Below are 15,395 nucleotides of genomic sequence, written 5' to 3' on the forward strand. Positions count from 1 at the left end.
TTCACGGGTGGTTATGACTCTAAACGTCCACTCTTGCAAAACTACTATAACTTTACACATATCGATGATGAAAAGACGCATAAACGTGACCTCTTCTTGGCTGAGCCAAGTGATCCAGAGAGCCACTATTCCATTTTTGAAGATAATCATGGGACCCATATCTTTGCCAACAATGACCTTGATTTGATGATCAAATTAACAGAATTGGTGGAGCATGGCTTTACTCACTGGAAATTAGGAGGTCTCTATACACCTGGTCAGAACTTTGTTGAGATTGCAAAACTCTTTATCCAAGCGCGTAGCTTGATCCAAGAGGGCAACTTTAGTCATGACCAAGCCTTCTTGCTGGATGAAGAAGTGCGCAAGTTACATCCTAAAAACCGTTTCCTTGATACAGGATTTTATGATTACGATCCTGACATGGTTAAATAAAGTAAATGATTCGTTGAGAGAAGGAAGATGCAAATATTTCTTCTCTCAATTTTTCTTATTCTCCAATATCTTCAAAAAAATCAGCAGGCTAGGATGCTCTGTTTGCTGGGATTTTTAACACAAGTAACCTTCTTGAGTTTGAAAATTATCACATGTTTGCAGGTGCCAAATGGCCCTTTTTTTGGTATAATTTTTTATAATGAAAACGATTGGTAATCGCTATGTTGTGGTGGATTTAGAGGCAACTAGCACAGGTAGTAAGGCTAAAATTATCCAAGTGGGAATTGTCGTGATTGAGGACGGAAAAATCGTTGATCACTATACGACGGATGTCAATCCACATGAACCCTTGGATGCTCATATCAAAGAACTGACAGGATTGACAGACCAACGTCTGGCGCAAGCACCTGATTTTTCGCAAGTTGCTAGAAAAATCTTTGACTTGGTAGAGGATGGGATTTTTGTAGCCCACAATGTTCAGTTTGATGCCAATCTTTTGGCGGAAAATTTATTTTTTGAAGGTTATGAGCTAAGAAATCCTCGTGTTGATACGGTCGAATTGGCTCAGGTCTTTTTCCCTGAACTGGAAAAATATAGTTTGCCGATATTGTGCCGAGAATTAGGAATTCCTCTTAAACACGCCCACACAGCCCTTTCAGATGCCCAAGCTACAGCAGAATTACTTCTTTTTTTACGGGAAAAGATGACCCAGCTTCCTAAAGGTCTCTTGGAACGCTTGCTGGAAATGGCTGACGCTCTCCTATATGAGTCCTACCTGGTTATTGAGGAAATTTATCGCAACCAATCTATCCTGACTTCTCCAGACTTGGTCCAAGTTCAAGGTCTATATTTTAAGAAAACGGCAGCTTCTCTGGAGCCACGAAAACTATCTCAAGACTTTTCTAAAAATATTTCTCTGTTGAACCTTGAAGTGAGGGAGGAACAAGAAAGTTTTGCTAAAGAGGTTGGCTTGCTATTGAAAGATGAACCTGTCTCTCTGATTCAAGCGCCGACAGGGATTGGGAAAACCTATGGCTATCTCTTACCCGCTTTATCTCAATCCAAAGAGCGACAAATTGTTCTTAGTGTTCCGACAAAGATTCTTCAAAATCAAATCATGGAAGAAGAAGGTAAACGTCTCAAGGAAGTGTTCCATACAGATATTCATAGCTTAAAGGGACCACACAATTATCTGAAGTTGGATGCCTTTTATCATTCCTTGCAGGAAAATGATGAAAATCGCTTATTTAGACGCTTTAAAATGCAAGTCTTGGTCTGGCTTACTGAGACAGAGACAGGAGATTTGGATGAAATCGGGCAACTCTACCGTTACCAACATTTTCTAGCAGACCTTCGTCATGATGGGAATTTATCATCCCAGAGCTTATTTGTGACGGAAGATTTTTGGAAACGTAGTCAAGAAAGGGCAGAGACTTGCAAGCTTTTAGTGACTAATCATGCCTATCTCGTAACCAGACTTGAAGATAATCCTGAATTTGTCAGTGACCGTTTACTGATTATTGATGAAGTCCAAAAGATTTTGTTAGCTCTAGAAAATCTGCTTCAAGAGACCTACGATATACAATCTATTATCGATTTAATTGATAAGGCTTTAGTAGGAGAAGAAAACAGGGTTCAACAACGGATACTAGAAAGTATTCGCTTTGAGTGTCTCTACTTGATAGAACAATTTCAGTCTGGTAAATCTAGGAAAAATATCTTAGATTCTCTGGACAATCTCCATCAGTATTTTTCAGAATTAGAAGTAGAAGGCTTTGATGAGCTGGTTCGCTATTTTACAGCTGAAGGTGATTACTGGCTTGAAGTAACTGAAACGAGTCAAAAGAAAATTCAGATTTCTTCTACAAAATCAGGCCGTACTCTTCTGTCCTCTTTACTTCCTGAGAGTTGCCAAGTCTTGGGAGTATCGGCTACTCTTGAGATTAGTCAGAGGGTTTCTTTGGCAGACCTTTTAGGCTATCCTGAAGCCAAATTTGTCAAGATTGAATCTCGGGGAAAACAGGAACAAGAAGTGGTCATGGTCAAAGATTTCCCTCTGGTAACAGAAACCTCCTTAGAAGTCTATGCCAGAGAGGTAGCTGCTTTACTAGTGGAAATTCAAGCTTTTCAGCAACCGATTTTGGTTCTCTTTACCGCTAAAGACATGCTTCTAGCAGTATCGGATTTACTTACAGTTAGCCACTTGGCCCAGTATAAAAATGGGGATGTTCATCAGCTAAAGAAACGCTTTGAAAAAGGTGAACAACAAATCTTGCTTGGTGCAGCAAGTTTCTGGGAGGGAGTTGATTTTTCAAGCCATCCTTTTGTGATTCAAGTTGTACCGAGGCTTCCTTTCCAAAATCCTCAAGAACCCTTGACGAAAAAGATTAATCAAGAACTGAATCAAGAAGGGAAAAATGCCTTTTATGATTATCAATTGCCAATGGCCATTATTCGTTTAAAACAGGCTTTGGGAAGAAGTATGAGACGTGAATACCAACGTTCCTTAACTCTTATTTTGGATAGGAGAATCGTCGGAAAACGATACGGCAAACAAATAGTAGCATCTCTAGCAGAAGAAGCGACTGTTAAAACCATCTCTCGATCCGAAGTTGACGAGGCTATTGATAGATTTTTTAATGAACTTTGATAAATAGTATTGTATGAAAGTATAAGGTTAGTATATATGAAACGTTCTCTCGACTCAAGAGTTGATTACAGTTTGCTCTTGCCAGTATTTTTTCTACTGGTCATCGGTGTGGTGGCTATCTATATAGCCGTTAGTCATGATTATCCCAATAATATTCTGCCCATTTTAGGGCAGCAGGTCGCCTGGATTGCCTTGGGGCTTGTGATTGGTTTTGTGGTCATGCTCTTTAATACAGAATTTCTTTGGAAGGTGACCCCCTTTCTATATATTTTAGGCTTGGGACTTATGATCTTGCCGATTGTATTTTATAATCCAAGCTTAGTTGCATCAACGGGTGCCAAAAACTGGGTATCAATAAATGGAATTACCCTATTTCAACCGTCAGAATTTATGAAGATATCCTATATCCTCATGTTGGCTCGTGTCATTGTCCAATTTACAAAGAAACATAAGGAATGGAGACGCACGGTTCCGCTGGACTTTTTGTTAATTTTCTGGATGATTCTCTTTACCATTCCAGTCCTAGTTCTTTTAGCACTTCAAAGTGACTTGGGGACGGCTTTGGTTTTTGTAGCCATTTTCTCAGGAATCGTTTTATTATCAGGGGTTTCTTGGAAAATTATTATCCCAGTATTTGTGACTGCTGTAACAGGAGTTGCTGGTTTCTTAGCTATCTTTATTAGCAAGGACGGACGAGCTTTTCTTCACCAAATTGGAATGCCGACCTACCAAATTAATCGGATTTTGGCTTGGCTCAATCCCTTTGAGTTTGCCCAAACAACGACTTACCAGCAGGCTCAAGGGCAGATTGCCATTGGGAGTGGTGGCTTATTTGGTCAGGGATTTAATGCTTCGAATCTGCTTATCCCAGTTCGAGAGTCAGATATGATTTTTACGGTTATTGCAGAAGATTTTGGCTTTATTGGCTCTGTCCTGGTTATTGCCCTCTATCTCATGTTGATTTACCGTATGTTGAAGATTACTCTTAAATCAAATAACCAGTTCTACACTTATATTTCCACAGGTTTGATTATGATGTTGCTCTTCCACATCTTTGAGAATATCGGTGCTGTGACTGGACTACTTCCTTTGACGGGGATTCCCTTGCCTTTCATTTCGCAAGGGGGATCAGCTATTATCAGTAATTTGATTGGTGTTGGTTTGCTTTTATCGATGAGTTACCAGACTAATTTAGCTGAAGAAAAGAGCGGAAAAGTCCCATTCAAACGGAAAAAGGTTGTATTAAAACAAATTAAATAAGGAGAAAATCATGGTAAAAGTAGCAGTTATGTTAGCTCAGGGCTTTGAAGAAATTGAAGCCTTGACAGTTGTAGATGTCTTGCGTCGAGCCAATATCACATGTGATATGGTTGGTTTTGAAGAGCAAGTAACGGGTTCGCATGCAATCCAAGTAAGAGCAGATCATGTCTTTGATGGAGATTTATCAGACTATGATATGATTGTTCTTCCTGGAGGTATGCCTGGTTCTGCACATTTGCGCGATAATCAGGCCTTGATTCAAGAGTTGCAAAGATTCGAGCAAGAAGGGAAGAAACTAGCAGCCATTTGTGCGGCACCAATTGCCCTCAATCAAGCAGGGGTATTGAAAAACAAGCAGTACACTTGTTATGATGGTGTTCAAGAGCAAATCCTTGATGGTCACTACGTCAAGGAAACAGTAGTGGTAGATGGTCACTTGACAACCAGTCGAGGTCCCTCGACAGCCCTTGCCTTTGCCTACGAGTTGGTAGAGCAACTAGGAGGAGACGCAGAGACTTTACGAACAGGAATGCTCTATCGAGATGTCTTTGGTAAAAATCAGTAAAACGGGAGTTATTCTCTCGTTTTTTATGTGGAAAAATCAGGGAAATCATCGCTTTTTTCATAAAAAAATGCTATAATGAAGGGTATGAAATATCACGATTATATCTGGGATTTAGGTGGAATTTTACTGGATAATTATGAAATTTCAACAGCTGCATTTGTTGAAACATTGGCACTGTATGGCATTATACAAGACCATGACAGTGTCTATCAAGCTTTAAAGGTTTCTACTGATTTGGCGATTGAGACATTCGCTCCCAATTTAGAGAATTTTTTAGAAAAGTACAAGGAAAATGAAGCCAGAGAGCTTGAACACCCGATTTTATTTGAAGGAGTTTTTGACCTATTGGAAGACATTTCAAATCAAGGTGGCCGTCATTTTTTGGTCTCTCATCGAAATAATCAGGTTTTGGAAATTTTAGAAAAAACCTCTATAGCAGCTTATTTTACAGAAGTGGTGACTTCTAGCTCAGGCTTTAAGAGAAAGCCAAATCCCGAGTCCGTGCTTTATTTAAGAAAAAAGTATCAGATTAGCTCAGGTCTTGTCATTGGTGATCGACCGATTGATATCGAAGCAGGTCAAGCTGCAGGACTTGATACCCACTTGTTTACCAGTATCGTGAATTTAAGACAAGTATTAGACATGTAAGAAAAAGGAATAAGATGACAGAAGAAATCAAAAATCTGCAGGCACAGGATTATGATGCCAGTCAAATTCAAGTTTTAGAGGGCTTAGAGGCTGTTCGTATGCGTCCAGGGATGTACATTGGATCAACCTCAAAAGAAGGTCTTCACCATCTAGTCTGGGAAATTGTTGATAACTCAATTGACGAGGCCTTGGCAGGATTTGCCAGCCATATTCAAGTTTTTATTGAGCCAGATGATTCGATTACTGTTGTGGATGATGGGCGTGGTATCCCAGTCGATATTCAGGAAAAAACAGGCCGTCCTGCTGTTGAGACCGTCTTTACAGTCCTTCACGCTGGAGGAAAGTTCGGCGGTGGTGGATACAAGGTTTCAGGTGGTCTTCACGGGGTGGGGTCGTCAGTTGTTAATGCCCTTTCAACTCAATTAGACGTTCATGTTCACAAAAATGGTAAGATTCATTACCAAGAATACCGTCGTGGTCATGTTGTCGCAGATCTTGAAATAGTTGGAGATACGGATAAAACAGGAACAACTGTTCACTTCACACCGGACCCAAAAATCTTCACTGAAACAACAATCTTTGATTTTGATAAATTAAATAAACGGATTCAAGAGTTGGCCTTTCTAAATCGCGGTCTTCAAATTTCTATCACTGATAAGCGCCAAGGTTTGGAACAAACCAAGCATTATCATTATGAAGGTGGGATTGCTAGTTACGTTGAATATATCAACGAGAACAAGGATGTAATCTTTGATACACCAATCTATACAGACGGTGAGATGGATGATATCACAGTTGAGGTAGCCATGCAGTACACAACAGGTTACCATGAAAATGTCATGAGTTTCGCCAATAATATTCATACCCATGAAGGTGGAACGCATGAACAAGGTTTCCGTACGGCACTGACTCGTGTTATCAATGATTATGCTCGTAAGAATAAGTTACTGAAAGACAATGAAGATAATTTAACAGGGGAAGATGTTCGCGAAGGCTTAACTGCAGTTATCTCAGTTAAACACCCAAATCCACAGTTTGAAGGACAAACCAAGACCAAATTGGGAAATAGCGAAGTGGTCAAGATTACCAATCGCCTCTTCAGTGAAGCCTTCTCCGATTTCCTCATGGAAAATCCACAGATTGCCAAACGTATCGTAGAAAAAGGAATTTTGGCTGCCAAGGCTCGTGTGGCTGCCAAGCGTGCGCGTGAAGTCACACGTAAAAAATCTGGTTTGGAAATTTCCAACCTTCCAGGGAAACTAGCAGACTGTTCTTCTAATAACCCTGCTGAAACAGAACTCTTCATCGTCGAAGGAGACTCAGCTGGTGGATCAGCCAAATCTGGTCGTAACCGTGAGTTTCAGGCTATCCTTCCAATTCGCGGTAAGATTTTGAACGTTGAAAAAGCAAGTATGGATAAGATTCTAGCTAACGAAGAAATTCGTAGTCTTTTCACAGCCATGGGAACAGGATTTGGCGCAGAATTTGATGTTTCGAAAGCCCGTTACCAAAAACTCGTTTTGATGACCGATGCCGATGTCGATGGAGCCCACATTCGTACCCTTCTTTTAACCTTGATTTATCGTTATATGAAACCAATCCTAGAAGCTGGTTATGTTTATATTGCCCAGCCACCAATCTATGGTGTCAAGGTTGGAAGCGAGATTAAAGAATATATCCAGCCGGGTGCAGATCAAGAAATCAAACTCCAAGAAGCTTTAGCCCGTTATAGTGAAAGTCGTACCAAACCGACTATTCAGCGTTATAAGGGGCTAGGTGAAATGGACGATCATCAGCTGTGGGAAACAACCATGGATCCCGAACATCGCTTGATGGCTAGAGTTTCTGTAGATGATGCTGCAGAAGCAGATAAAATCTTTGATATGTTGATGGGGGATCGAGTAGAGCCTCGTCGTGAGTTTATCGAAGAAAATGCTGTCTATAGTACACTTGATGTCTAAAAAATAGGGAGAAGTAGTTCCCTTGGTCTAAAAAATATGATATAATCGTTACGATTGTTTCAAGTAAAAAAGGAGTTTGATATGTCTAATGGACAACTAATTTATTTAATGGTTGCAATTGCAGTCATTTTAGTTCTGGCTTATGTAGTGGCAATCTTTCTACGTAAGCGAAACGAGGGGAGATTAGAGGCGCTAGAAGAAAGAAAAGAAGAACTATACAATCTTCCAGTAAATGATGAAGTAGAAGCTGTAAAAAATATGCACTTGATTGGACAAAGTCAAGTGGCTTTCCGTGAATGGAATCAAAAATGGGTCGATTTATCTCTCAACTCTTTTGCCGATATTGAAAATAATCTCTTTGAAGCAGAAGGCTATAATCATTCATTTCGTTTTCTCAAGGCCAGTCATCAAATTGACCAAATTGAGAGTCAAATTACTTTGATTGAAGAAGATATTGCGGCAATTCGCAATGCTTTGGCAGACTTAGAGAAGCAAGAATCTAAAAATAGTGGTCGTGTTCTTCATGCTTTGGATTTATTTGAGGAACTTCAGCATAGAGTTGCTGAAAATTCAGAACAGTATGGTCAAGCCTTGGATGAAATTGAAAAACAATTAGAAAATATCCAATCTGAATTTTCACAATTTGTAACCTTGAATTCATCGGGTGACCCTGTGGAAGCCGCAGTGATTTTGGATAATACAGAAAATCACATTTTGGCCTTAAGTCATATTGTGGATCGTGTTCCAGCCTTGGTTACGACGCTTTCTACAGAATTGCCAGATCAATTACAGGATTTGGAAGCCGGTTATCGTAAACTAATTGATGCTAATTATCATTTTGTTGAAACGGATATTGAAGCGCGTTTCCACTTGCTTTATGAAGCATTCAAGAAAAACCAAGAGAATATTCGTCAGTTGGAATTGGATAATGCCGAATATGAGAATGGACAGGCACAAGAGGAAATCAATGCCTTGTATGATATTTTTACTCGAGAAATTGCTGCTCAGAAAGTAGTGGAAAATCTACTTGCAACTCTTCCAACTTATCTTCAACATATGAAAGAGAATAATACTTTATTGGGAGAAGATATTGCACGTTTGAACAAGACCTATTTACTTCCTGAGACAGCTGCAAGCCATGTTCGTCGTATTCAGACAGAATTAGAGAGTTTTGAGGCAGCTATTGTTGAGGTAACTTCAAATCAAGAAGAACCAACCCAAGCTTATTCAGTTCTTGAAGAAAATCTTGAGGATTTACAAACTCAACTAAAAGATATTGAAGATGAGCAAATTTCAGTTAGTGAGCGCCTGACACAAATTGAGAAAGATGATATTAATGCACGTCAAAAGGCCAATGTTTATGTCAATCGTCTCCATACTATCAAGCGATACATGGAAAAACGCAATCTGCCAGGTATTCCACAAACTTTCTTGAAGTTATTCTTTACGGCAAGCAATAATACCGAGGATTTAATGGTTGAGTTAGAACAAAAAATGATTAACATTGAATCTGTTACCCGAGTTCTTGAAATTGCAACGAATGATATGGAAGCTTTAGAAACGGAAACTTATAATATTGTACAATATGCAACTTTGACAGAGCAACTCTTGCAATATTCTAACCGCTATCGCTCATTTGATGAACGCATTCAAGAAGCATTTAACGAAGCTTTAGATATTTTTGAAAAAGAATTTGATTATCACGCTTCATTTGACAAGATTTCTCAAGCATTGGAAGTGGCAGAGCCTGGTGTAACCAATCGCTTTGTTACCTCATATGAGAAAACACGTGAAACGATTCGTTTTTAAAAAGCTTAGTTCATTCTAAGCTTTTTTCTTTACTCAAAAGCCATGAGTTTACTTATTTATCATTGAAATTAATGCTTGGTTTTGATATTATTTAAATATGAAGAAAGATAGAACAAAGCGTGGTAGTCACGCTAAAATGGGACGGAGTAAAAGAGTCCAGTGGACTCTTTTAGCCTAAGCTAAATTTTAAAAAGCGAGGGTGGTTGTTTTCTCAAAGTTTTGAAGGAGCTAAAGCAACAGCTATTATTATGAGTTTGTTGGAAACAGCTAAACGTCATCAACTAAATAGTGAAAAATATCTATCCTATCTTCTAGAATGTCTTCCAAACGAGGAAACTCTCGTAAACAAAGAGGTTTTAGAGGCTTATTTACCATGGACTAAAGTTGTACAAGAAAAGTGCAAATAAGAAATCTCCAGATTAGGAACTATCGCTAAGTTCACTAATCTGGAGATTTTTCAATAGACTTCGTTATTGTACGGTTACGTTTGTCACAGTTCCTGAAATGCTTAATTCACGATTATAGTAAAATGAAATAAGAATAGGACAAATCGATCAGGACAGTCAAATCGATTTCTAACAATGTTTTAGAAGTAGAGGTGTACTATTCTAGTTTCAATCTACTATAAAAGCACATGAACTATTCTATGACCGTGATTAGTAAGGTTTTTGCTTAATGAGTAATTGAATGGAAAGTAATTATTTAATAAAGAAATTTAGTCTTGTATTAATCGAGATTAAATTTCTTTATGTTTAAATTACATGAGAAGAGTGATTAATATTACAATTTTGTTACAAAATAAGTTTTTGATAGAATTTTCAGATAATTTAGGATATAATACTTTTAATTTAAATAAAAAGGAGTGATTTTATGGGAGACTGCAAAGATTTTTGTCATAAAAAGTACCAAATAGCAACGATTTTTCTGCTATCGGTCTTTGCATGCAGATTTGCTTTAGTACAGGTTAGTGCTGCTGAGGGGAAATTTGAAACATCCAATCAAGTTACACATGCAGTAATAATTAATAAATTAGATGATTCAAATAAGCTCGCACCGTCAGTCACGGCTGACAAGAATGCTCTAGATTCTTCTTCAAAGGAAAAAACAGAAGCGACAGCGTCAGTAAAACAAGATGATTCTATAGAATATAGAGATAATAAGTCAGACAAGAATGTAATCACACAGAAAGAAAAGACTGCTATAAAAAGTGAAGAGAAGAAGGAAGAATCAGCAGTAGAAAGAAGTTCTTCTTCCGAAAGTTCACAATCACAGTCGTTATCTCAAAGTGGACATAAAGAAAAGCCAAATAGTATCTCCAGTAATGAAATGATTACTGTCCCTAAAACATGGGAAGCAGGACACAAAGGGCAAGGAACTGTAGTCGCTGTTATAGATTCAGGCCTTGATTTGAATCATGAAGTTCTGCGTATTTCTGATCCGTCAAAGGCGAAATTTAAAAATCAGGATGATATCGAAAAAGCTAAAAAAGCTGCCGGTATTGACTATGGAAAATGGTACAGTGACAAGGTAGTATATGCTTATGATTACTTTGATGGAACTGATAATATAAAAGAGGCTGAAAAAGAGTCTCATGGAATGCACGTTACTGGTATTGTAGCTGGAAATCCAGTTAATAAAGCCCCGAATTCTGAGAAGGTTTATGGGGTGGCGCCAGAAGCTCAAATTATGTTTATGAGAGTTTTTTCAGATAGAGATAAAACTACAGCCTCTGCCCTCTATGTAAAAGCCGTTGATGACGCAGTTGCGTTAGGTGCGGATGTGATCAATATGAGTTTGGGTGCAGGTGCGGGTTCAACTGTAGATGCGGGTTCAGATATTATTGAAGCAGTAAAAAGAGCACGCACTAAAGGAGTATCTGTTGTTATTGCTGCTGGTAATAGCAATACTTTCGGTAGAGGTTTTTCACAACCATTAGCAGAAAATCCTGATTATGGTCTCGTCGGAAATCCCTCTACAGTAGAAGATTCAATTTCTGTTGCTTCGATTAATAATAAAATTCTAACTACTGAAGTCTTTGAAGTAAAAGGTTTAGAAAATGACGCTACCCTTGATTATGGTAAGTTTGATTTTAATAGACCTGAAACAGAAAAAGATTTTGAAAAAGGGAAAGAATACGAATATGTAGCAACGGGTATTGGTCGTGAAGAAGATTTTGCTAATATTGATGTAAGAGGTAAGTTAGCACTGATTCAACGTGGTAAAATCCATTTCTCTGATAAGATTAAAAATGCTCTTCAACACGGTGCAGCTGGAGTTTTAATTTATAACAACGTTGAAGGTGCAAATGTTAGTATGTCTGTTACAGGTGATGCTAAGAAAATCCCATCTGTCTTTATTTCAAAATATTATGGTGAAATTCTTAAGTCTGGTCAGTATAAAATTGTCTTTAATCACAAGATGGATAATCGTAAATCAGATGTTGCAGACCAATTGTCAGATTTTTCAAGTTGGGGAGTTACAACAGATGGACAATTGAAACCAGATGTTACTGCACCTGGTGGAAATATCTATTCATCATTTAACGACAATAGTTATGGAAGTATAAGTGGAACAAGTATGGCGGCCCCTCATGTAGCTGGTGTCGCAGCATTAGTCAAAGAATATTTAGCAAAGAAACATCCTGAATTATCAGCTAGTCAAATTTCAGAGATTGTAAAAGCTTTAATTATGTCTACTGCAAAACCACATTTTAATAAACAAACTGGAGCCTATACTTCTCCACGTCACCAAGGTGCTGGCGTAGTTGACACGATGGCGGCAACAAGCACAGATCTATTTGTAACAGGTGCAAATAATTATCCAAGTGTTACTCTTGGTAATGTTGGTGATAAATTTACCTTTGAAGTTACAATTCATAATATTTCGGATAAAGACCGAACATTGAAGATGATTGTAAATACAAATACGGACGAAGTTGAAGAAGGAAAATTCACTCTCCGTCCACGAAAACTAACTGAAACAGTTTGGCCCGAAGTAACTGTGAAAGCTCATAGTACGAAGACAGTAACAGTTAGTGTAGATACAAGTAAGTTTACTGAAGAACTTAGCAAAATAATGCCAAATGGTTATTTTCTAGAAGGATTTGTTAGATTTGTCAATCCTACAGATGATGGTTCTGTTATTGGTTTACCATTTATGGGATTTAAGGGAGAATTCCAAAATCTACCTGCAATTGAAAAACCAATTTATCAATTGATTAAGGAAGGAAACAGTGGATTTTACTCTGAAATTGATAAAGATAATCCAGGAATTTCACCTTCAGACGATGCAACTTATTTAACAAGTTCTGAAAATGATGTAAATGTTTTAAAAGCAGAGCGTCAAGGAAATCGAGTGACTGTACTCGGAGTGAAACAAGATGATGAAGGAAAATACCATCTTCAATTAGATGAAAAGGGTAATGTTCGCCTTGCTATCTCGCCGAACGATGATGGTAATAAAGATTCTGTTCAATTTAAAACTCTTGTCTATAGAAACTTGGTAAATCTTCGTGCAACTGTTTATGATTCTTCGGATACAACACACAGTCAGCCTATTTGGCAAAGTCGTCCAACAGACCTTGTGAAAAATTATTTTGATGGCGATACTAGAAATCCAAGAAGTTACATTGTAGATAAAACAGCTTGGGGAGGACAGGATTCTAATGGAAATCGAGTCTCTGATGGAATTTATGACTATGTTATTAGTTATAAGCCAGATGTCCCTGGAGCTGAAGAACAATACACAATATTTAAAATTCAAATCGATACACAAAAACCTCTGATTACTTCGGGATATATTCGTTCTCAAAAAAATCAAGAACAATTTATAGCTCGTAAACCTCAGGATGTCGGAAATGGCGGAATTCTTCTAGAAAAAGTCTTTTATATTCGTCCTTCTGAAAATAGAGAGGCGGCAGATTCAGAAATCGAACAGTATCAGATTATCAAACAAAATGAAGATGGTAGTTATACACTTCCTAAGAACATTGATAAATCGAAAATCTTCTATTATGTGGAAGACTTTGCGGGAAATGTAGATTTTATATCTCTCAAAGATCTTGTAGGTGAAGAAAATAGTGGTCGTGTAAAAATTGCTATACTAAACAATAAAACCAATGATGAGATTGATACAACTTATGTTTATCGCATTAAAAATAGCGAAGGTCAATATGTAACCGTTGATAAGTCAAAAGATATTAATTTCTTGAAATTTGGGCATTATGTTGCAGAAATTTTTAGCTATGATCGTACAGAGTTGAAATTTGTGAGTGCTCTATCTAAGGAATTTGATTTAACGAAAGAAAATAGTTTTCAAACTATTACCTTCTTGGCTAACAAAATGAAATATGCTCCAGTAACGGTTGGCTTTAATCAAGCTGTTCCTGGAACTACAATGATTACTTTAGTAGGTGAAGACGGTCAGAGTCAAGTCTTGCCAGCTGAAACATATGGTAAACATTCTTATGGTAAGAAAGTGGTTACTGGTGAATATAAAGTTCTTGTAAATCTGTCAAACGGTTATGAATTACTTGATAATCTTCAACCATTTAAAGTTCTGTTTGGTAAAAATAATGTTTTGTCACTTTCAGTTGTTTCTAAGTCAGCTCTGATTGCAGCTTTAAATAAACAAATGGAAGTAGTTAAAACTCCAAGATATTATAATACAAAACAGAATTTAAAAGAGATGTTTGAGCAAAGTGTCAAAGATGCGCAACTAGCATTGGGAAGTAAACTTAACCAAGATAAAATTGACCAAATTGTTAAGGCTTTAGAGTCTGCTATGCAAACATTGGATGGTAAGGAATCTGATATCACATCATTGAAGAATGCCATTAAAGCATATGCTGAGACAGTTAAAAAAGGTAAATATATAAATTCTGATCAAGAACGCAAAGGTCAATATGATCGTGAATTTAAACTCTTGGCATTATTAATTACAAAAGATTTGATAACTCAAGATGAAATTGACCGTCTGTTGACCACTTTCTTGCAAGCTCAAGACCAGCTGAATGGGAAAGAAACAGATTTTATGAGCCTAAAGAATGTTATCGAGGATGAAGTGAAGTTCCAAGAAAAAGATCCAAGATTTTTGACAGCTAGCAAAGAGGAGAAAGATGCATATCATCTTATTTTCAACAAAGCTAAGCTACTTTTGGAAAATGCAGAAGCTAGTCAAGAAGAAATTAATGAAGTAATCAAAGCTCTAAAAGAAACGGTTGTAAAACTTAAGGCTAATAAAGTAGAGATTCCAACCAAACCAGTTGTACCAGTTAAGCCGGTTGATCCAACTAAAGCAGTTGCACCAGTTAATCCAGTTATTCCAGCTAAACCAGTTGTAACGATCAAGCCAGTTTCTCAAGTGCAACCTGTTAAATTAGTAAGTCAAAATAGACAAGTCTCAACTATTAAGCCTTCAATTAGCAATGATAAAATTGAGAAAGCTACATCAATTACAATACATCATTCCAATATAGAAGCTAAGCATGAGAATAAAACACTAGCTGGAAGTGATCAACAAGTGCTTTTAGCTACAGTCATCAAAGAAGGAAAACAGTTACCAGCCACTGGTGAGAATAACATGATTTCTATTATGCTAAGTATTTCTGGAATTTCTCTCTTGTTGTCAGTTATTGGACTTGTAACTTTTTCAAAAAGTGAGTAGAGAATACAAGCTAAATTCCCAAAGTAAGTTCCACCGCTAGTAGAATTGGAAGTTAGTCTGAGAAAAATCATAAAAACCAGTGGAATTCCGTGTCAGGGTAAGTTCCACTGGTTTTACTCATGCTTGATTTCTATAGTAGTATCGTGAGCAAAAGGATTCAAATTATAGTATAGTTGCTTAGTTTCAAACAAGCATGTTATAATAAAGCTATGGCATATAGTACAGATTTTAAACAGCGAGCATTAGATTACATCAAAGAGGGGCACAGCCATGTCGAGGCAGCCAAGGTTTTTGATGTTGGCGTCAGAACTCTCTTCACGTGGGAAAAGAACTTACGTGAACAAGGACACTTAGAGAGGAAAAAGCGAGTCGTCAAAAACCGAAAGATTCCTTTAGAGGAATTGAA

Annotated in this window: 9 protein-coding genes and 1 pseudogene; all 10 read left to right on the forward strand. The window is 37.6% G+C overall.

From position 1 onward, the window contains the following. Positions 1–432, forward strand: a 432-nt coding sequence (locus HT703_RS10085; RefSeq protein ID WP_172930065.1) for a U32 family peptidase, incomplete at its 5' end; no start/stop codon positions are given. 199 nt (positions 433–631) lie between these two features. After that, complete coding sequence (locus HT703_RS10090; protein WP_172930066.1) at positions 632–3,082, forward strand: bifunctional DnaQ family exonuclease/ATP-dependent helicase; 2,451 nt, start codon at positions 632–634, stop codon at positions 3,080–3,082. A gap of 36 nt (positions 3,083–3,118) precedes the next feature. Beyond that, positions 3,119–4,342, forward strand: coding sequence for an FtsW/RodA/SpoVE family cell cycle protein (locus tag HT703_RS10095; RefSeq protein WP_000830659.1), 1,224 nt, complete (start codon positions 3,119–3,121; stop codon positions 4,340–4,342). A gap of 10 nt (positions 4,343–4,352) precedes the next feature. Further along, positions 4,353–4,907, forward strand: a complete 555-nt coding sequence (locus HT703_RS10100; protein WP_119943549.1) for a DJ-1 family glyoxalase III — start codon at positions 4,353–4,355, stop codon at positions 4,905–4,907. Positions 4,908–4,991: 84 nt separating this feature from the next. Further along, entirely contained in the window at positions 4,992–5,555 is a 564-nt protein-coding gene (locus HT703_RS10105) for an HAD family hydrolase (protein ID WP_172930067.1), read from the forward strand. Positions 5,556–5,569: 14 nt separating this feature from the next. After that, positions 5,570–7,516 (forward strand): DNA topoisomerase (ATP-hydrolyzing) subunit B, encoded by a 1,947-nt coding sequence (gene gyrB, locus HT703_RS10110; RefSeq protein WP_119943553.1) that lies wholly within the window; start codon positions 5,570–5,572, stop codon positions 7,514–7,516. Between the two features lie 81 nt (positions 7,517–7,597). Then, the gene (gene ezrA / locus HT703_RS10115; protein WP_000064821.1) at positions 7,598–9,325 is read left to right on the forward strand and encodes a septation ring formation regulator EzrA; all 1,728 of its coding nucleotides are present in this window, start codon (positions 7,598–7,600) and stop codon (positions 9,323–9,325) included. A 191-nt stretch (positions 9,326–9,516) separates the two neighbouring features. After that, positions 9,517–9,732, forward strand: a pseudogene (locus tag HT703_RS10120) (transposase domain-containing protein); the annotation flags it as partial. Positions 9,733–10,195: 463 nt separating this feature from the next. Beyond that, positions 10,196–14,989 (forward strand): S8 family serine peptidase, encoded by a 4,794-nt coding sequence (locus HT703_RS10125; protein WP_119943555.1) that lies wholly within the window; start codon positions 10,196–10,198, stop codon positions 14,987–14,989. A 209-nt stretch (positions 14,990–15,198) separates the two neighbouring features. After that, positions 15,199–15,395, forward strand: a 197-nt coding sequence (locus HT703_RS10130; protein WP_172930068.1) for an IS630 transposase-related protein, incomplete at its 3' end; no start/stop codon positions are given.

This window comes from Streptococcus sp. 3874 (genome assembly GCF_013276425.1).
Classification (GTDB): Bacteria; Bacillota; Bacilli; order Lactobacillales; family Streptococcaceae; genus Streptococcus; species Streptococcus pseudopneumoniae.